We start from the raw sequence: 16,233 nt of genomic DNA on the forward strand, positions 1-16,233 counted from the left end.
GTCTGAGATCACCCCCGGTGTATGGCGCTGATTTTGAAAACGCGAACCATCCCATTGCACGAAAAGGGCTACAAAAATGACAAAATCCTTGATGAAAAAGACGCTTGTCGTCGCTATGTCAGCGGCTTTTGCTGCAGGCGCTGCTGCTGAAGAAAACCCCACCCGTGGTTCCGGTGATTTCCACTGGGATTCACTGGATAAATTCGATGACATGGATCTGTCCGGTCAGACGGTTACCGTCGCCGGTCCGTGGTTGGCGCCGGAAAACGCCATCTTTAACGCCATTGTCAGCCACTTCGAAGAAGCCACCGGCGCTGACGTTCAGTACTCCGGTTCCGACAGCTTCGAACAACAAATTCGCATCGATCTCCAGGCCGGCTCTCCGCCCAACCTGGCGATCTTCCCGCAGCCGGGTCTGGCAGCCGACATGGCCAGCCAGGATCTGCTGGCACCGCTGTCCAGCGAACTGCGTGCAGACGTTCTGGACAACTATGCGGCTGGCCAATCCTGGGTTGACCTGGGTACCTATGCCGATTCTGACGGCAAAGACAATTTCTACGGTGTCTTCTTCCGCGTCGACCTGAAGAGTCTGGTTTGGTACTCCCCGGATAACTTCGCCGACTACGGCTATGACGTTCCTGAATCCATGGAAGAGCTGATCGAACTGTCTGACCAGATGGTCGCCGACGGTGTCACTCCGTGGTGTATCGGTCTGGGTAGCGGTGCTGCCACCGGTTGGCCGGCGACTGACTGGGTTGAAGACATGATGCTGCGTCTGCACTCTCCGGCCGTTTACGACCAGTGGGTCAGCCACGAAATCCCGTTCAACGATCCGCGTGTGGTTGAAGCCATCGAACTGTTCGGCCAATTCGCCAAGAACGATGATTACGTTCAGGGCGGCGCTCAGTCTGTCGGCTCCACTGACTTCCGTGAAAGCCCCAACGGCCTGTTCGACATCCCGCCGGGCTGCTTCATGCACCGTCAGGCGAGCTTCATCCCGGCCTTCTTCCCCGAAGGCACCGTGGTTGGTGAAGACATCGACTTCTTCTATCTGCCGTCTTTCGAGTCCAAAAACCTGGGTAACCCGGTTCTGGGCGCCGGTACTGTCGTAACCATGCCGAAAGAAAACGAAGCGGCTGTTGCGCTGATGGAATACCTGACCACGCCGCTGGCTCATGAAATCTGGATGATCAACGGTGGCTTCCTGACGCCGCACACCGGTGTTAACAACGATCTGTTCGCCAACGACACTCTGCGTCGTCAGGCTGAGATCCTGCAAAGCGCCGACACCTTCCGTTTCGACGGCTCTGACCTGATGCCTGGCGGTATCGGCGCAGGTGCCTTCTGGACCGGTATGGTTGACTACGTCAGTGGCGATTCCGCCGAAGACGTTGCCGACGACATCGAATCGGCCTGGGAAAACCTCTAAGTCGAGGTGAATTAACCCAGCCACGGCGACTTCGGTCGCCGTACCCGCCCGCCCCGTTCTTCGGGGCGGGCTGCTTTTAACCCCTTCTTGGTCAGGAGACAACTGTGGCTCAGCAAATTATCACGGCAGTGATTGCTATTGCCCTGGCAATAGGCCTCAGTGCCCTATTTTTTCTTGGATCTAACTTTCTGCTGGACCGTTTCCTGTCCAGTGATTCTGTCAGCGGCGATGCCGCCCGGATGAAGCGCGACAACCTGCGCGAATCCATCCGTCCCTGGATCTTTATCGGTCCAGCGGTACTGATTTTGCTGATCTATCTGGTGTACCCCGTATTCGCCTCTCTGTGGTATTCCGTACTCGATAGAAACGCCAACGAATTTGTCGGCCTGGCGAACTACGCCTGGGCTGTGCAGAACCCCAATTTCTGGATCGCAGTTCGCAACAATCTGTTATGGCTGATCTTTGTGCCGACGCTGGCCACCGGTTTTGGTTTGCTGATCGCCTATATGACCGACCGTCTGTGGTGGGGCAAGCTGGCGCGTACCCTGGTGTTCCTGCCGATGGCGATTTCCTTTGTCGGCGCTTCGGTGATCTGGAAATTTATTTACGACTATCGCGGTGTGGGTGAAGAGCAGATTGGTTTGCTCAATGCCGTCGTCGTCGCCTTCGGTGGCGATCCGACGCCCTGGATCACCGTGTCGTTCTGGAACAACTTCCTGCTGATGATCATCCTGGTATGGATTCAAACCGGTTTCGCCATGGTGATTCTCGGTGCCGCTATTCGCGGTGTTCCTGAAGACACCTTGGAAGCGGCCATCATCGAAGGCGCTAATCAGTTCTCCATCTTCTTCAAGATCGTGATTCCGCAGATTTTCGGCACCATCGTCGTGGTCTGGACCACCATTACCATTCTGGTGTTGAAGATTTTCGATATCGTCTTTGCCATGACCAACGGTCAGTGGGACACCAATGTCCTGGCGAACTTTATGTATGACCAGCTGTTCCGGGCCGGTGACATTGGTAAAGGGAGCGCCATCGCTCTGGTCATTATGTTCGCGGTGACGCCTGTCATGCTCTACAACATCCGTCGCGCTCGCGCCGACGAGCAATAAGGAGCCGATCATGAGCCACAGAACTTCCATGCTGGCCGTCGGCGGCAAACACCTGACGGTATTTATCCTGGTCGCCCTCTGGACCATTCCCACACTCGGCCTGTTGATCAGTTCGGTGCGTGACAAAGACCAGCTGGCACAGACCGGTTGGTGGACATCGTTGTCATCCAGTGAAAGCAACGAGTTTTACCGCACCCCAACCATGGATGCGCAAAGCGAACAGAACGGTCAGTTCGTGATTGAGGGCAACATCTTCGAAGTGGATCAGGGCAAAGAAGTGCAGTCCTGGAGCCTGAGACCTACCGACCTGACTGCTTTCGCCGCTGGCGACACCACCACCCTGGACGACGGTTCGCAGATGACGCTCAACGCCAACGGCGATTTCAGCTGGGTGTCGGACGAACCCTTCAGCCACGACCGCGGTCAGCGGGTGTTCTACATCGCCGAAGTGCCGCCCATCTTCACCTTGCAGAACTATAGGGAAGTGATGGCGTCCGAAGGTGTGGGCCGCGCCTTTATCAACACCATGACGGTGACGTTGCCGTCCACTTTCATTCCCATTCTGATCGCCGCTTTTGCCGCCTACGCGCTGGCCTGGATGCGTTTCAAAGGGCGGATGCTGGTGCTGGCGATGATAGTCGGTCTGTTGGTGGTACCGCTGCAGATTTCACTGATTCCGGTGCTGCGCATGTACACCACGCTGGGCAGTATTTTCGGCACCGAACCCAAGTCCTATCCCGGTATCTGGCTGGCACATACCGCCTTTGGTTTGTCGCTGGCGGTCTACCTGCTGCGTAACTATATGGCCGGTCTGCCCAAAGAGGTGATGGAATCCGCTCGTATGGACGGCGCCAGTCACTTCGATGTGTTCCGTACCATTGTTCTGCCGTTGTCGCTGCCGGCGCTGGCGTCGTTCTCGATCTTCCAGTTCCTCTGGGTGTGGAACGACTTGCTGGTTGCCTTGGTGTTCCTCGGCCAGGGCGAAGGTAAAACGGTGATGACCGCTCAGTTGGTCGAGCTGCTCGGTTCGCGCGGCGACAACTGGGAAATCCTCACCGCCGGCGCGTTCGTCACCATGATCGTGCCATTGATTGTCTTTATTTCCATGCAACGTTATTTCGTTCGCGGCCTGTTGGCCGGTTCGGTTAAAGGAGGCTGATTTAAGTGGTAGCCGATCTCAACTGGTGGCGCGGTGGCGTGATCTATCAGATCTATCCGCGCTCTTTCTTCGACAGCAACGGTGACGGTATCGGTGATATTCCCGGTGTTATTACTCACCTGGATTACATCGCTGAGCTGGGCGTCGACGCCATCTGGTTGTCGCCGTTTTTCACCTCACCGATGAAGGACTTTGGTTACGACATCTCGGACTACAAAGATGTCGATCCGATGTTCGGCTCGCTGCACGACTTCAAGCACCTCATCGAAGAAGCTCACCAGCGCGGATTAAAGGTCATCATTGATCAGGTCTACAGCCACACCTCAGACCAGCATCTGTGGTTTAAGGAAAGCCGCGAAAGCCGCGACAATCCCAAAGCCGACTGGTACGTCTGGGCGGATCCCAAAGCCGATGGCACCGCCCCGAACAACTGGCTGTCGCTGTTCGGTGGCCCGGCGTGGAAGTTTGATACTCGCCGCGGCCAGTATTTCATGCACAACTTCCTGTCCAGCCAGCCGGATCTGAACTTCCACAATCCGGAGGTTCAGAACGCCATTCTCGACACCGCCCGCTTCTGGCTGGAACTGGGTGTCGATGGCTTCCGTCTGGATGTGGTGAACATGTATTTCCACGACGCGGCGTTGACCGACAATGGTCTGGCCGACTCGCCGGAGAAACAGTTTGTCGGTGCCGACAAGGTGAATCCGTTCACCCGTCAGTACCACATTCACCAGATGTGTCGCGACGAAAACCTCGATTTCCTTAAGCGTTTGCGCGCGGTTATGGATGAATTTCCGGGCACCACCACCGTTGGTGAAATCGGTGCACCGGGTGGCATGAAATACATGGCGCAGTACACCTCGAACGGTGACAAGCTGCACATGGCCTACACCTTCGAATTGCTGGAAAAAGAGCACAGCGTCGATTACATCCGCAAAACCATTGAGCGGGTGGAACAAAATCTTGGCGATGGCTGGCCGTGCTTTGCGCTAAGCAACCACGACGTTGAGCGTTCCGCCAGCCGTTGGGGCAAAGACGCCGAAGATCCGAAAGCCTATGTGCGCACCACTCTCGGTCTGCTTACCACCTTGCGTGGCAGCCCCTGTATTTATCAGGGCGAAGAACTGGGCTTGCCGGAAGCCGAGGTGCCATTCGAATTGCTGCAGGATCCTTTCGGCATCGAATTCTGGCCCGAGTTCAAAGGCCGCGACGGTTGCCGCACCCCGATTCCCTGGCTCAATGAAGCCATGGGTGGCTTTACTTCCGATGGTCATCCCTGGCTGCCCATCGAACCGATTCATCGTCAATTAGCGGTGGCTGAGCAAAAGGTCGATGCCAACTCCACGCTCAACTTCAGTCGTCAGCTACTGGCCTGGCGCCGTCAACATCCGGCTCTGAAAGACGGTCGTTTTGAATGGCTCGACAGCGACCAGGACCTGCTGCTGTTCCGGCGCGTCAACGATCAGGAAAGTCTGGTCATCGGCCTGAACATGACCAGCCGGGATTTGCCGGTTGAAGTCACCGGTTCAGCAGTGACGGTTCCTGGTTTCCAAGCAGCAAGCGGAGGCCGAATCCCGGCTTACACTCTGGCAGCCTGGGCCGAGTAAGCGGACGCCGGCCATAGCGCCGGCGTTTTCCTGGCGGACACTATGCGTGTGATCAACAAAGACAATAACAAAGCACCCAGCAAACGCATGACTTTGAAAGCCGTCGCCGAAGCCCTGGGGGTTTCGACAGCGTCGATCTCCAATGCGTTCAACCGGCCGGATCAACTGTCGGCGCTGCTGCGCGACCGCATTCTCAAAGAGTGCGAGCGGCTTGGCTATCACGGTCCGAATCCGGCTGCCCGTTCGTTGCGCACCGGCGCTACCGGCGTGGTCGGTGTAATGCTCGCCGAACGTCTGGCCTATAATTTTCGCGACAGCTGCGCCACCGAATTTCTGCAGGGCGTTGCCGAAGTGCTCGATGACGCCCGCGTTAATTTGCTGCTGATGCCCGGTCGCGACGACTTCTACCATCAGCAGTCGATGGAATCGATTCCCGACCGTTTTATCATCTATGGCCCACCGCGCGACCTGGGCATCATTCAGCGTCTGGAACGGCAGCATAAACCGGTGGTCACCGTCGACTTTACGCTGGGCAATCATCTGTCACTGAACATCGATAATTACGGCGGCGCCAAGCAGGCGGCGCAGCATATTTATCGGCAGATTGGCAGTGACGCTGCGGTCGCAGTCATCGGCCTGCGACTGATTCACTCCGATGCCGTCGGTCGGGTCAGCGAAGTCGAACTGATCGATGCCGCCACCTCGATTTCACGCCAGCGACTCGATGCTTACCGCGATGCCGCGGCTGAATTCGGCAGCGAAATTCTGGCCGATCAGGTGTGGAATACCCATGAAAGTAATTGGTCAGACGGCGTCAAGGCCGCGCGTGAAGCACTGTTATCGCAACCGCGTCCCAAGGCATTGTTTTGCATGTCCGACCAGCTGGCGCTGGCGGCGCTCAGTGTGGCGCGCGATCTGGATATTCGCGTGCCGGAAGATTTGAAAATTGTCGGCTTCGACGACATTTCCGAAGCCCGGCGCTCGCACCCGGCCATCACCACCGTCTATCAGCCGAGCATCGAAAAAGGCCGGCTGGCAGCGATGATGGCGCTCAACCCGGAAAGTTTTAAAAGCCAGATATTACCGACCCAGTTGCAGATCCGGGAAACGGCCTAAAAACGGTTTATACCGATTTAAACAGGGCGAAATACAGCACGTAAAACCAGCTGAACAGGCCGTGGATAATGGCCCAAAGAATCGACTTGTTGGCGCTCCACGACAGCACGATGGCCAGCACCGTTCCGAACGACACACCCTGTTTAACGATCTCATAACGCACTTCGCGCATACCGAGGTTCTCCTGGTTGGCACATTGATAGCGCTACATTAGTCGCTGACTGCCGCCGATGCAGCCGCCGAAAGTCACCGCTCGCTGAGCGCCAATGCCATCACCAAGGCATCTTCCCCATCGGCATAATAGCGACGACGCTGGCCGATCTCGCTAAACCCCAGACGGCGATAAACCGCCCGCGCGGGCGCATTGCTGGGCCGCACTTCCAACAGGCAGCGTTGCTGACCCAGACGCTGCAATTGCACCAGCCAGTGGCGTAACGCCTGCCGGGCCAGGCCTTTGCCCTGAAAACCTTGCGCCACAGCCAGATGCAATAGACTGCTTTCATCGAATACTAATTCACCGACCAGAAAACCCGCCAGTTGGGCTTCGTGCTCAATCTGCCAGACCCGGCTTTCTGTTAACGCCCGCTGCAACGCCATTACCGACCAGGGATGCGGACCGGCTTCGGCATCCAACATCACCAAGGCATTAAAGTCATCGAGACGGGCTGGCAACAGCTTCATGCGTCGCTGGAGGGTGGTTCTTTAACGAAAGGTTTAAGTCGCTGCCAGGCGACCGCCTTCTGACGCGGATCCTCCAGCATGCGATAGAGCGACGGCAAACCCACCCAAGGCAAACCTAAGTGCTCACCCTGAGGGTGCTGCCAGTCGTGCAGACGCGGCAGCACAGCGCCGAAAGACAACAACTGTTGCGGCTGATGCTGGCGGACAAACTGCTCAAGCTTTTCATCGACGTACAGCTGCGCCTGCTTGATGCCCTGATCGACACGCGGATTGGTAAACAGTGGCCACTGAATCACATGATGGGTGTGCACATCGGCAGAGCTGACACCCAGGGTGGCGAGAATATTGAGCAACAACTGCTGGCCCGCCGGCGTGGGTTGCTCCAAACCACGCCCCAGCGTATCGGCAATCAGGTAAGGACCGACCACGCTGAGCGACAACACAAAACGCGGCACCGCTGGCGCCGACTGAGCTCGCGGCGCCGCTTCCGGTTCAGCGGCAGGCTTGGCGGTTTCGGGTTGGACTCGCGGAACGGCAACCGGTTCCTGCGGTTGCGCTGGCGCAGACTCGGCAGCTGGCGCTACTGCTGGCTGAGCCGTTGCCGCCTGAGCTTGTGCTGCTGAGGACTGTGCCGCGGGGAATTCATCCTGACCATCGTCCAGATCGAACACCAGGGGTTCGGGCGCCAGGGGCAGGCGCACCCGCGGATACCAGGACTGAATGCCCATGGCATCAAGGTAATGGCGTCGGTTGCTTTCAGCTAAGGGCGTAAAGGCGGGCATGGCGCGCAAGCACAGGCTTTTGGTCGGCTTTCAGGACCGCTCAATATACGCGCCCAACACCCAGGCGACAATCTTGCATTGCCGCCCAAAGCGCTCAGTTTTGATGCTCGGCCCAGACGGTAGCGCAGAGCGTCATCAACCGCTGACGGGTGGTCTGGGTTTCCCGCGTCCAGGGCAGTGGGTAGACCGGCCGGCTTTGACGATCGAACCAGAATTCGCCGCTGGGCAGTTGCTTACCTTCGGCAAGACACCAATAGATGGTATCAGCGCCTTGGTCATCGCTGCGCAAGCGTTTGGACAGCCGCTTGGTAAAGCCCGGAAGCGCCTCACGCAACGCCTCGGTACCGACCCAGCCAGGGTGGGATGAAGAGAACACATAGTCCGGATAACGCCGCGCCAGTTCTTCGTTAAGAATCACCTGGGCGCGTTTGGCGTTGGCGTAGGACTGCACCTTGTCATAGCTGTTTTCCTGCCAGCACAGGTCGTCCAGATTCAGTTTCTTTAAATACATGCCGCCGCTGGAGGTCAGATGCAGACTGCCTCCGGGCGTTAACAGACCCGACTCGATACAGCGCCGCATCAGCAGATAATGACCAATCACCTGAGAGGCAAAAATCACATCGAACTCATTGTTCACCAGCTGCAGTTGGTCGGGCATGCCACCGGCGTTGCACACCAATCCATCGAGAGGCGGCAGGTTCAGTTGCATAACGGTTTTGAAGTCGGCCATATCGAGCGGCACAAAGGCGACCCCCAGGGAATCCAGCCCGGACTGCGCAAAGCGCTCGGCGCTGCGGCCGGTGACGATGACTTCACTGCCGGCCTCGGCCAGACGCTGCGCCAGCGCCGCACCAATACCGCTGGTACCGCCGGTGACCAGAAAGCGCTTGCCAATCAGATGGCTGTCTTCAATGGGCGCAAATTGACGTGCGTGGCGTTGATAACCACTGCGATCGAAGGAATAGACAATCGAATAATCTTTGAGGGTATCGAACATGCTCATCTCAGCGTTTCCATTCATCCATGAGTACGCTAAGCGGCCATTCCAGGTTCACTAGAAAGTGAAGAAAAGCGCGCCCGCCCAAGCGACGCTTATCAGTGTCTTTGAACAACGTTCACGGTGCAAGCCCTATGTAACCGGTTACAACGCCATCTTACTTCACCGCCAGCGTGCCGTGCCAGACAGGCAATGCCAGATCTTCCGGTTCCTCCACCGGGCCACCGGTACGGGCCTTAAACGAGCCTTCCTGCATTGGCAAGCGCACCAGTACCGTAGCCTTACGCTCTATCCGGTTGGGCGGCCGCACCTGCTCCCAACGCCCCGCTTCGAGCTGGTTGATCAGCACGCGGAAGGCGTTGTCGAATTCGGCCTCGTCGGTGACCGTCTCGCCGTGGCAATAGAGCACCGCCGAACGATAGTTGGCGCTGTGATGGTAAGCCGATTTGGTCATCACCCACTCGCTGCATTGCGCGAACGACAACACCACTAACTGGCCACTTTGCAGATACTTCGCCAGCCGGCCTTTGTTGCCACTGTGTACATAGAGGTTATCGCCATCGCGCCAGCAGGTGATGGGAATGACCCGGGGCTCACCCTCTTCAACAAAACCCAAATGGGCGGTCTTCAGATCATCAATCAATTGATACACCGGTTCACGGTCGTAACTCGCCCGTTTGGCGGCGCGGCGCACCTGGCTGCGCGGACAAAAACCCAATTCGGACTGGCTGGCTGCTTGCTCGGTCTTGCGGGGCATGGTGGTCTCCTCGTGTTAACGAGGTCTAGACTAGCGGCATCTGGTATTCTAGAAAGAACCAGATATTAATTTTTTATGGATCCAGGATGACCACCAGCCTGCCGCTTAATGATCTGCATCTACGCGACCCCAACCACAGCGGTCAGTCGTTGCAGACCCAGCTCTATCAGGCGCTCAGCCAGCGCATTCTCGATGGACGGCTGCAACCGGGTGATCGTCTGCCGTCCAGCCGATTGTTGGCAACCGATCTGGGCGTGGCGCGCAATACGGTGCTGGCAGTGTTCGATCAATTGCAGGCCGAAGGCTTTATCCGCCATCAGCCGCGCTCCGGTACCTTTGTCGACCCGCGGCTGCCAGCGCAGTCCGTCGATGGCACCCCAAAACCAGCGGCACACCCCAGACCACCGCTGCCAAGCCCGGCGTTGCCCTGGTTGCAAGGCAGTCAAGGGCGCGAACCCAACGAACAGAACCGACCCTTTACACCCGGCCTGCCCGATCACCATGCCTTCCCGCTGGCCAGTTGGAATCGTCTGCTGCATCAGCAGGAAACTCGCACTGCCCTGCTCGGTTACGACAGCCACCAGGGTTATCCGCCATTGCGTCGTGCCATAGCTGACTACTTACGCCAGGCACGCGGTGTACGCTGCCACCCCGACCAGATCATCATCACCGCCGGCGCCCAGCAGGCGCTGTCGATGATCGCCGAACTGTTTTTGCACGCCGGCGACACCGTACTGATCGAAGACCCGGGTTATCGTGGTGCCCGTTTTGCGCTGGCGCGACCAGGTGTGGAACTGCAGCCGGTACCGCTGGCCGACACGGTGCTCAATCTTGATCAATTGCCACAGCAAACCGACGCCAAGCTGCTGTATTGCACACCGACCCACCAATACCCGCTGGGTGGCATTCTCGATATCAGTCAGCGTTTGCGCCTGCTCGACTGGGCTGCGCGCGCCGGTGTGTGGATTATCGAAGACGATTACGACAGCGAATTTCACTTCACCAACAAACCGCTCGCGGCCATGCAGGGATTAATCGAAGACGCTCCGGTGCTGTACATCGGCAGTTTCAGCAAAACGCTGTTTCCGGCGCTACGACTGGGTTATCTGGTCGTGCCGCCCGATCTGGTCGATGCCTTCAATCAGCTCAAACGTATTCACACCGGGGAATCGCCCCTGCTGTTGCAAGCGGTCACCGCCGCCTTTATCGACCAGGGTCACTTCGCGCGTCACCTGCGCCGGATGCGGCAGCACTATCACAGCAAATGGCAGTTACTGAGTGAGCAGATCGAACAACGCCTCGACGGCCAGTTTCGCACCGTTGCCGAAAGCGCGGGCATGCATCTGGTGTTGGAACGCCAAGGCGATGACCGGGCCTGGGCACAACAACTGAGTCAAGCTGGCTATGGCCCGCTGGCGTTGAGCGACTATGCACTGGGCAACCACAAGCGAACCGGTTTGGTCATTGGCTTTGCCAATTCGAGTGAGGACGAAATTCGGCATGGAGTCGCGCTGTTAGCGCGGCTCCATGCTTGACGCTAAACGGGAGCGGTGTGCCGCCCAAACGTGAAACGCCAATAAGGCGCGCGTGGGTTTCAGCTAACTAGCGTCTCCCGTTAAGCGTCTCCCGTCTCCCACTCTCCATTTTGCGTCTGCCGTCTCCCGCCTGCTAAGGTACATGCCCACTCCAGCAACGGAGAAACCCCATGCCCACCGACCGTTACGACGATCAACAAATCCAGACTGAACTGCAGGCGCTGAATTCAAAATCGACCCACGCCTGGGCCATTGAAGACGACAAGCTGAGCAAAACTTATCAGTTCAAAGACTTTGTCGAAGCCTTTGGTTTTATGACTCGCGCCGCCCTGGTGATCGAAAAAAACGACCACCATCCGGAATGGTTCAACGTCTATAAAACCGTCAAGGTGCAACTGATCAGCCACGATGTGGAAGGTCTTTCACAGCGCGATTTCAACCTGGCCCATCAGTTGGATCGGCTGGCCGGCGAGCGAGGCTGAGATGTCACTGAATGTGGTACTCGATCGCTTTGGTGAGATCATCGAAGGCAATCACTATCGCGGCTATTGCCACATCAGCCGCGATACCGAAGAAGACGGTTTTTTCGTCATGGTCTATCGCGAAGCCGATCCCCAATCGGAGGTGTTACTCAGCGAATGGTTTCCGTCGATGCAGGCGGTGAATCATTTTGTGCGCGATCAAAGCTGGGTGGTCTATTGGCAGGATCAGCATCGGCCGCTGTAAAACCAGCCGCCCAAAAGCCTGCAAATTATTCCATCCAGGCGCCCTGAGTCTGGCCGTGATTGGTGCGCCGATCGTAGTCGTATTCACGTTCGCGAAAGCGCTGCAACCGTTGCTGACCGAGCGCATTGGCATCGGCTTCCAAAGCATCACAAGAGCTCCCAACCGGGAACTGCCGCAACGCCAGATCGATGGCTTCACCGGCCGCCAACGCCAGTTGCTGATGCCCTTCTTCATGCTGCGTCAACGCGCTGAGATAGTCCGCAAATTCGGCTTGCTGAGCGTCCGTTCCGGCGACCAGTTGCGGCAGTTGAATCTGCACCTCAACCTCGGTGCGTACCCGTTCAATAACACAGCCATCGCCGACCTGGCGCCACCAGAAACGCCACTGCACCTGCCAATCTGTGGTGGCGTGATAGACCAGGCCACGTTGCCGAATTGGTGAGCTGCGATCGAGTGCCTGGGCCAGCGTTTCACCCTCCTTGATACGCACTGGGTAGTGTTGCCAATCCAGTTCGCTTTGCACATCCGCGAACGTACCGGTCGACATCAACACCAGCACAACCAAGCCAACCCATCTCACGAACATAGCTCCGGCTCAGCGCTGCAAACGGCTTCGGCGGCAATAGCGACATCGACACTGTAATACAACGAATCGAGCCCCAGACCGATGCGCCCCATATTGTGGAACACCAGACCCAGAGCCAGATCTTCGGCGCTGTAACGCTGCGCATCGGCGGCCAGTTCACGACCGGCACGGCCGACTTCGTCGTCGCCCAACAGCGCCAGCATCCGACCGATACCGCCGTGATAGGCCTGCACCAGCAACAGCGAGTAGAGTTGCTCGGCTTTTGCTTGCGGCAAATCGCCGAAGCGACGTTCAAAAGCCGGACGCAGATTGCGATCGTTTTGTTGATACAAACGCACCGCGCAATCGACCTGCGCCATGCGATGCAAATAAAACCGTTCTGCCAGTTCACAGTCGGCCAAAACTTCCGGTCGCAGCTGCAGCAAACCCACCGCTTGCGCCGCCGAGAAGGAACGTTTGCGCGCGCCGCTTTCAATTAAAATCTGGCCAAGAAAAGCGCGCTGCATCGCCGGCGTCACCTCATAACCACGACGCTGTGCCTGGGTGTGCAAGACTTCGACCACGACCTTCGCCAACGACCAGGGCGCATCGGGCGAACCGGCGGTGATGCCATCCCAGGTACCCCAGACCCGGTCTTCGGTTTCGGTGCCGAGCAGGCGCCCCAGAGCGGCCGGCAAGTCGACGTGAGGTTGATCGCAACGCAGCGCAAAGGGATAGCCGGTTTCAGACGCACTGCCGTTAATCAGCCGATGCACTTCGCCGTCGCGATAAAGCTCAGCGCGGACTTCATTCAACATGATCTGATTAGCAGCGGAATCGCCAGGATTCTCAAACCAGGTGAGAAAGCGGCCGCGCTGATCGAACAGCAAATGACGTTGCGACTGCGCGCAATAACTTTCACCGAGTAAGACCCAACGCCGAATGGTGGACAGGTTGTCGTAAAAGCCGGCACTGAACACATAGGGTGTATCGCGCACCACCTGCAACCAGGGAGCGGTCGAGGTTTCAGCGCGCAGTGGCGAGAGACAAAACAGGATTAGCAGCAACAGGCAGCGACGCATAACGGACTCGATTCAAGAACTGAACGCAGTCTATCAAATCATGCGTCGCCCGCCGCGACCGGCTTCAGCTTTTCAGCTTGTAACCGGTGCGGAAAATCCACCAGACGATGGCAACAAAGAGCGCCAGGAAGCCCAACGTCATGCCGATGCTGACACCGACATGAACGTCCGACAGACCGTAAAAACTCCAACGGAAACCGCTGACCAGATAAACCACCGGGTTCAACAAGGTCACACCCTGCCAAAACGAGGGCAGCATATCGATGGAGTAAAAGGTACCGCCGAGAAACACCAGCGGGGTGACGATCATCATCGGGACTATCTGCAGTTTTTCGAAACCATCGGCCCAGATGCCAATGATAAAACCGAGGAAACTGAAGGTGATCGATGTCAGCACCAGGAAGCTGAACATCCAGAACGGATGGTCGATGGAATAATCCACAAAGAAGGTGGCGGTGATCAGAATGATCAGACCGAGAATCACCGACTTACTCGCCGCCGCACCAACGTAGCCAATGAGAATTTCCAGATAGGAAACCGGCGCCGACAAGACTTCATAAATCGTGCCGGAAAACTTCGGCATATAGATACCAAAGGAGGCATTACTGATGCTCTGCATCAACAGCGTCAGCATGATCAAACCGGGGACAATAAAAGCGCCATAACTGACGCCGTCGATCTCCACCATGCGCGAACCAATGGCCGAACCGAAGACGACAAAATACAGCGAGGTGGAAATCACCGGCGTCGCCACGCTTTGCAATAAGGTGCGCCAGGTGCGAGCCATCTCGAACAGGTAGATGGCGCGGATAGAATAAAAATTCATGGACTCTCCTGATCGATTAATCGTTGCGGTGAACCAGGTTCACGAAAATATCTTCCAATGAACTTTCACGCGTTTGCAGGTCTTTATAATCGATGCCGGCGTCGCTCAGAGTCGCCAGCATTTCCGGAATACCGGTGTCATCGAGTTGGCTGTCGAAGCGATAAATCAGCTGATAACCGTCTTCGCTCAGGCTCAGATCACGATCTTTTAACCCGGTAGGAATCTCACTGAGTGGTTCACGCAAAGCCAACCGCAATTCACGCCGACCCAGCTTACGCATCAGATCCTGCTTCTGTTCCACCAGGACAATTTCACCCTGATTGATGACCCCAACCCGATCGGCCATTTCTTCGGCTTCTTCGATGTAGTGAGTGGTCAGAATGATGGTCACACCGCTTTCGCGCAGCTCACGCACCATGGCCCACATTTCCCGGCGCAGCTCGACATCAACACCGGCCGTCGGTTCATCCAGAAACAGAATGCGCGGTTCATGCGATAACGCCTTGGCAATCATGACCCGGCGTTTCATACCGCCGGAAAGCGCCATCAGACGATCATTGCGCTTGTCCCACAGCGACAGATCGCGCAGTACTTTTTCGATGTGCTTGGGGTTGGGCGCCTTACCAAACAAACCGCGGGTGAAGTTGACCGTATCCCAGACCGACTCGAACGCATTGGAGGTCAACTCTTGCGGCACCAGACCAATCTTGGAACGCGCCTGACGGTATTGCTTGATGATGTCGTGGCCATCGGCGCTCACCTGACCACCGCTGGGGTTAACCAGACCACAGATGATGCTGATCAGCGTTGTCTTGCCGGCACCGTTAGGACCGAGCAGCGCAAAAATCTCGCCCTGCTCGATATCGAGGTTGATGCCTTTAAGCGCCTGAAAGCCGGAATCGTAAGTTTTAGTGAGGTTTTCGATGGAGATGATCGACGCCATGAACACTCCTGACTGAGGGTTACGAACCGGCCCGTCATGGAGGTGGCCGAACGCGCAACAACGAATGGAAAGCCCGAGATGGTGGCAAAGCCCGGGCTTTCAACAGTGACCATTGTCCAGTGCGCGAACGGCGTGGATCAGACGCGTTTGGGGCGCGAGAATGGCAGGATAAAGTGCGGATCAACGGCCGCCAGGCGCGCATCCGGATGACGCTGCTGCATCATCTCACGCACCCGGCTTTCGTATTCTCGTGGGGTATAAATCAGAATCAGATAATGGCCGGCGTCGAGCTCGGCATCAAAGGGTGCCAGCTTGTTATTCTGGGTTTCCACGCCCCAGAGCCCACCTTCCCACAAGCCGAACAAGGTCAGCACAGCGACAAACACCAGATTGACGAAAAACGGCAGGCTGTCGCTGAACAGGCCGGTCACATGAAAGATCGCCAGCAAAAGCAGGCCGACGCAAAAACCCAAAAAACCACCAATCACACCACTGTGATACAGATCCAGCGTTTCCACATAGTTGGCCGATTGCAACCGGTGTCGGCTGATGCCGGTTTCGTTGCGGCTGATCAGGTGCACCAGCCAATTCGACAAACCGACGCTGTGCAAATCTTCGGCAATGCGTTCGCATTCTTTCAAGGTGGGAGACAAGTAGTAGACGCATTTCATGGTCGGTCCCTCTTGTGCTTATTGTGTGGGATTGTTCTGCGCCAGGTTTTGCGCAGACGGGCGGGCATAAACCTCAGTGCCCGTCAGTCAAACCCTATGACAGATTGCGGCTTTTTCAACTGAGGCGGAGTGAGGGTCTGGTTCGGGCCGTCCGGTCTTATCGACTGTTCAGCCGCATCCAGAGCAGCAAATCAGCCGCTGCGGCACACGGCGGCCAAGCCTTGAAATAACCCGGAGCAATAAAC

Annotated in this window: 18 protein-coding genes; 8 read left to right on the forward strand and 10 right to left on the reverse strand. The window is 57.0% G+C overall.

Going from position 1 to position 16,233, the window contains the following annotated elements; translation table 11 throughout:
• Positions 1 to 91: 91 nt before the first annotated feature.
• The 5 genes from ACXAE6_RS04505 (at position 92) to ACXAE6_RS04525 (ending at position 6,423) form a co-directional block, all read left to right on the forward strand.
• Positions 92 to 1,429 (forward strand): ABC transporter substrate-binding protein, encoded by a 1,338-nt coding sequence (locus ACXAE6_RS04505; protein WP_475145056.1) that lies wholly within the window; start codon positions 92 to 94, stop codon positions 1,427 to 1,429.
• A gap of 104 nt (positions 1,430 to 1,533) precedes the next feature.
• Entirely contained in the window at positions 1,534 to 2,541 is a 1,008-nt protein-coding gene (locus ACXAE6_RS04510) for a carbohydrate ABC transporter permease (protein ID WP_475145058.1), read from the forward strand.
• Positions 2,542 to 2,551: 10 nt separating this feature from the next.
• Positions 2,552 to 3,700, forward strand: coding sequence for a carbohydrate ABC transporter permease (locus ACXAE6_RS04515; protein WP_475145060.1), 1,149 nt, complete (start codon positions 2,552 to 2,554; stop codon positions 3,698 to 3,700).
• Between the two features lie 5 nt (positions 3,701 to 3,705).
• Positions 3,706 to 5,307: an alpha-amylase family glycosyl hydrolase gene (locus ACXAE6_RS04520; RefSeq protein ID WP_475145062.1), complete on the forward strand. Its 1,602-nt coding sequence runs from the start codon at positions 3,706 to 3,708 to the stop codon at positions 5,305 to 5,307.
• A gap of 42 nt (positions 5,308 to 5,349) precedes the next feature.
• Positions 5,350 to 6,423, forward strand: coding sequence for a LacI family DNA-binding transcriptional regulator (locus tag ACXAE6_RS04525; protein ID WP_475145064.1), 1,074 nt, complete (start codon positions 5,350 to 5,352; stop codon positions 6,421 to 6,423).
• A gap of 7 nt (positions 6,424 to 6,430) precedes the next feature.
• On the opposite strand, the gene ACXAE6_RS04530 is transcribed toward ACXAE6_RS04525, so the two are convergent.
• From ACXAE6_RS04530 to ACXAE6_RS04550, 5 genes are all read right to left on the reverse strand, one after another.
• A complete protein-coding gene (locus ACXAE6_RS04530) occupies positions 6,431 to 6,595 on the reverse strand; it encodes a hypothetical protein (protein WP_199224206.1) in 165 nt (54 codons plus the stop codon).
• A 74-nt stretch (positions 6,596 to 6,669) separates the two neighbouring features.
• The gene (gene rimI / locus ACXAE6_RS04535; RefSeq protein ID WP_475145066.1) at positions 6,670 to 7,104 is read right to left on the reverse strand and encodes a ribosomal protein S18-alanine N-acetyltransferase; all 435 of its coding nucleotides are present in this window, start codon (positions 7,102 to 7,104) and stop codon (positions 6,670 to 6,672) included.
• Positions 7,101 to 7,895, reverse strand: a complete 795-nt coding sequence (locus tag ACXAE6_RS04540) for a hypothetical protein (protein ID WP_475145068.1) — start codon at positions 7,893 to 7,895, stop codon at positions 7,101 to 7,103. Before ACXAE6_RS04540 ends, rimI begins: the two co-directional genes overlap by 4 nt.
• Positions 7,896 to 7,980: 85 nt before the next feature.
• Positions 7,981 to 8,889 (reverse strand): SDR family NAD(P)-dependent oxidoreductase, encoded by a 909-nt coding sequence (locus ACXAE6_RS04545; RefSeq protein ID WP_475145070.1) that lies wholly within the window; start codon positions 8,887 to 8,889, stop codon positions 7,981 to 7,983.
• Positions 8,890 to 9,040: 151 nt separating this feature from the next.
• Positions 9,041 to 9,640 carry a pyridoxamine 5'-phosphate oxidase family protein gene (locus ACXAE6_RS04550; RefSeq protein ID WP_475145072.1) on the reverse strand — a complete coding sequence of 200 codons (600 nt, stop codon included), beginning with the start codon at positions 9,638 to 9,640 and terminating at the stop codon, positions 9,041 to 9,043.
• Positions 9,641 to 9,726: 86 nt separating this feature from the next.
• Here ACXAE6_RS04550 and pdxR point away from each other — a divergent pair, with 86 nt between their 5' ends.
• The 3 genes from pdxR to ACXAE6_RS04565 all read left to right on the forward strand — a co-directional run bounded on the left by pdxR (position 9,727) and on the right by ACXAE6_RS04565 (position 11,901).
• Complete coding sequence (gene pdxR / locus ACXAE6_RS04555) at positions 9,727 to 11,175, forward strand: MocR-like pyridoxine biosynthesis transcription factor PdxR (protein ID WP_475145073.1); 1,449 nt, start codon at positions 9,727 to 9,729, stop codon at positions 11,173 to 11,175.
• A gap of 170 nt (positions 11,176 to 11,345) precedes the next feature.
• Positions 11,346 to 11,657, forward strand: a complete 312-nt coding sequence (locus tag ACXAE6_RS04560) for a 4a-hydroxytetrahydrobiopterin dehydratase (RefSeq protein ID WP_475145075.1) — start codon at positions 11,346 to 11,348, stop codon at positions 11,655 to 11,657.
• Between the two features lies 1 nt (position 11,658).
• A complete protein-coding gene (locus tag ACXAE6_RS04565; RefSeq protein WP_392798151.1) occupies positions 11,659 to 11,901 on the forward strand; it encodes a hypothetical protein in 243 nt (80 codons plus the stop codon).
• A 25-nt stretch (positions 11,902 to 11,926) separates the two neighbouring features.
• Here the strand turns inward: ACXAE6_RS04565 and ACXAE6_RS04570 are convergent, their stop codons facing one another.
• From ACXAE6_RS04570 to ACXAE6_RS04590, 5 genes are all read right to left on the reverse strand, one after another.
• The gene (locus ACXAE6_RS04570; protein WP_475145077.1) at positions 11,927 to 12,481 is read right to left on the reverse strand and encodes a DUF922 domain-containing Zn-dependent protease; all 555 of its coding nucleotides are present in this window, start codon (positions 12,479 to 12,481) and stop codon (positions 11,927 to 11,929) included.
• On the reverse strand, positions 12,478 to 13,548 hold the full coding sequence (locus tag ACXAE6_RS04575; protein ID WP_475145079.1) for a hypothetical protein: 1,071 nt from the start codon (positions 13,546 to 13,548) through the stop codon (positions 12,478 to 12,480). The genes ACXAE6_RS04570 and ACXAE6_RS04575 overlap by 4 nt, the downstream gene beginning before the upstream one ends.
• 64 nt (positions 13,549 to 13,612) lie before the next feature.
• Complete coding sequence (locus ACXAE6_RS04580; RefSeq protein WP_475145081.1) at positions 13,613 to 14,374, reverse strand: ABC transporter permease; 762 nt, start codon at positions 14,372 to 14,374, stop codon at positions 13,613 to 13,615.
• Positions 14,375 to 14,390: 16 nt separating this feature from the next.
• A complete protein-coding gene (locus ACXAE6_RS04585; protein WP_475145083.1) occupies positions 14,391 to 15,317 on the reverse strand; it encodes an ABC transporter ATP-binding protein in 927 nt (308 codons plus the stop codon).
• 137 nt (positions 15,318 to 15,454) lie between these two features.
• Entirely contained in the window at positions 15,455 to 15,988 is a 534-nt protein-coding gene (locus ACXAE6_RS04590) for a hypothetical protein (protein ID WP_475145085.1), read from the reverse strand.
• Positions 15,989 to 16,233 lie beyond the last annotated feature (245 nt).

It is taken from the genome of Saccharospirillum sp. ABV4_185, from assembly GCF_056159245.1.

Bases quoted from the DNA above. Each gene is read 5' to 3' on its own strand.
- ACXAE6_RS04505 (WP_475145056.1), top strand. From the start codon at position 92: ATGAAAAAGACGCTTGTCGTCGCTATGTCAGCGGCTTTTGCTGCAGGC.
- ACXAE6_RS04515 (WP_475145060.1), top strand. From the start codon at position 2,552: ATGAGCCACAGAACTTCCATGCTGGCCGTCGGCGGCAAACACCTGACG.
- ACXAE6_RS04525 (WP_475145064.1), top strand. From the start codon at position 5,350: ATGCGTGTGATCAACAAAGACAATAACAAAGCACCCAGCAAACGCATG.
- ACXAE6_RS04530 (WP_199224206.1), bottom strand. From the start codon at position 6,595: ATGCGCGAAGTGCGTTATGAGATCGTTAAACAGGGTGTGTCGTTCGGA.
- rimI (WP_475145066.1), bottom strand. From the start codon at position 7,104: ATGAAGCTGTTGCCAGCCCGTCTCGATGACTTTAATGCCTTGGTGATG.
- ACXAE6_RS04545 (WP_475145070.1), bottom strand. From the start codon at position 8,889: ATGAGCATGTTCGATACCCTCAAAGATTATTCGATTGTCTATTCCTTC.
- ACXAE6_RS04550 (WP_475145072.1), bottom strand. From the start codon at position 9,640: ATGCCCCGCAAGACCGAGCAAGCAGCCAGCCAGTCCGAATTGGGTTTT.
- pdxR (WP_475145073.1), top strand. From the start codon at position 9,727: ATGACCACCAGCCTGCCGCTTAATGATCTGCATCTACGCGACCCCAAC.
- ACXAE6_RS04560 (WP_475145075.1), top strand. From the start codon at position 11,346: ATGCCCACCGACCGTTACGACGATCAACAAATCCAGACTGAACTGCAG.
- ACXAE6_RS04565 (WP_392798151.1), top strand. From the start codon at position 11,659: ATGTCACTGAATGTGGTACTCGATCGCTTTGGTGAGATCATCGAAGGC.
- ACXAE6_RS04575 (WP_475145079.1), bottom strand. From the start codon at position 13,548: ATGCGTCGCTGCCTGTTGCTGCTAATCCTGTTTTGTCTCTCGCCACTG.
- ACXAE6_RS04580 (WP_475145081.1), bottom strand. From the start codon at position 14,374: ATGAATTTTTATTCTATCCGCGCCATCTACCTGTTCGAGATGGCTCGC.
- ACXAE6_RS04585 (WP_475145083.1), bottom strand. From the start codon at position 15,317: ATGGCGTCGATCATCTCCATCGAAAACCTCACTAAAACTTACGATTCC.
- ACXAE6_RS04590 (WP_475145085.1), bottom strand. From the start codon at position 15,988: ATGAAATGCGTCTACTACTTGTCTCCCACCTTGAAAGAATGCGAACGC.